We start from the raw sequence: 1,373 nt of genomic DNA, 5'->3' as shown, positions 1-1,373 counted from the left end.
AATTTTTAAATAAGACTAACCCTCCAAACTCTGAAACCTAAAGTTCTAGTATCCTATTATCTTCTTTCCACCCCTGGTACAGATCCAAACTTGTGATAGATCTTAAAAGCATCATCAATACATTCCGGCATCCATTCCCATGGGTTTCTTCTAGTTCTGAAGTATTCCATTTTTTTGAGATTGCATATGGTAGATGGCAAAGTTTTTAAGTTGTTATATTGCACATGTAGACTGGTCATCTTAGTACAATTACCGATCTCTTCAGGAATCTCTGAAAGCCTATTATCATCTAAATAGAGTTCCTCAAGGTTTGTAAGTCCCCCTAATTCATTAGGGATATGAGTAATTTTATTACCGCTAAGACTTAATGATTTAATTTGTTTACATTTCCATACAAATTGAGGCACTTCTTTAATTCCCATTTCATTAAAAGATAAATCAATTAAAGAATCGATTAACCATAAGTTATCCGGAAATGATTTCAAATTTTTACAATTCTTAAAATTTAAATGAGTTAATTTTTTCAGTTTACATAAAGAGTCAGGAAGTGTTTTCAATTCTGGATTATTACTTAATGATAAACCATCTAAATTTTTCAGATTAGCTATTTCATTGGGTAATTCTTCAATTAAATTATAAGATATAGTAAATTCTACCAATGAAGTAATATCACCTATCTCTTTTGGTATTTCTTTAATATTATTCGAACTTAATTCTAGATGTTTTAGTTTGTCTAATTTATTTATTTCATTTGGTATTATAGATATATTATTATCATCTAATCCTAAATATTCCAAATGTTTTAGATCAAAAAATAAAGAAGGAATAGTTGTAAGATTACATTGATGAATTATAAGTATTTTCAATGATTTAAATTCAATAAACCTATCTAAAGAACCGCTGATTTCTGGATATTTTATCATTTCAATAGCATAAATTGAATCTCTTTTATATTCTATATCAGAAAACCAACTGTCTAAACTATCTTTGTGACCTCGAAAAGAAACCCAATACATATTTTTTTCTATTCCTATATATGAATTAGGATATTTACTTTTTATTTCGTCAATAAAAGGTGTTTCAACTATTTTATCATTAGAAAAACTATTACAAGATGTGAGTAATATTACAATAAAAACAACTAACCTATTTTCAATAATCTGATGCATAACTTCTGTTTTCTAAATAATTTTTAACCTCCAAACTTTGAAACCTAAAGTTCTAGTATCTTATTATCTTCTTTCCACACCTGGTACAGATCCAAACTTGTGATAAATCTTAAAAGCATCATCAATACATTCCGGCATCCATTCCCATGGGTTTCTTCTTGTTCTGAAGTATTCCATTTTTTTGAGATTACATATGGTAGGTGG

The 1,373-nt window shown here is 27.9% G+C and carries 1 protein-coding gene; it reads right to left on the bottom strand.

Annotation, left to right across the window (positions count from 1 at the left end; genetic code table 11):
* Positions 1-56: 56 nt before the first annotated feature.
* Complete coding sequence (locus tag HHU12_RS33925) at positions 57-1,169, bottom strand: leucine-rich repeat domain-containing protein (RefSeq protein WP_169661153.1); 1,113 nt, start codon at positions 1,167-1,169, stop codon at positions 57-59.
* Positions 1,170-1,373: the final 204 nt, after the last annotated feature.

It is taken from the genome of Flammeovirga aprica JL-4 (assembly GCF_012844305.1).
GTDB classification, from domain to species: domain Bacteria; phylum Bacteroidota; class Bacteroidia; order Cytophagales; family Flammeovirgaceae; genus Flammeovirga; species Flammeovirga aprica.
Note: the sequence above shows the minus strand (reverse complement) of the source record. Positions and strands in the feature narration are given on the sequence as shown.

What these genes read in the sequence shown, in the direction of transcription:
- HHU12_RS33925 (WP_169661153.1), bottom strand. Translation starts at nt 1,169, where the DNA reads ATGCATCAGATTATTGAAAATAGGTTAGTTGTTTTTATTGTAATATTA.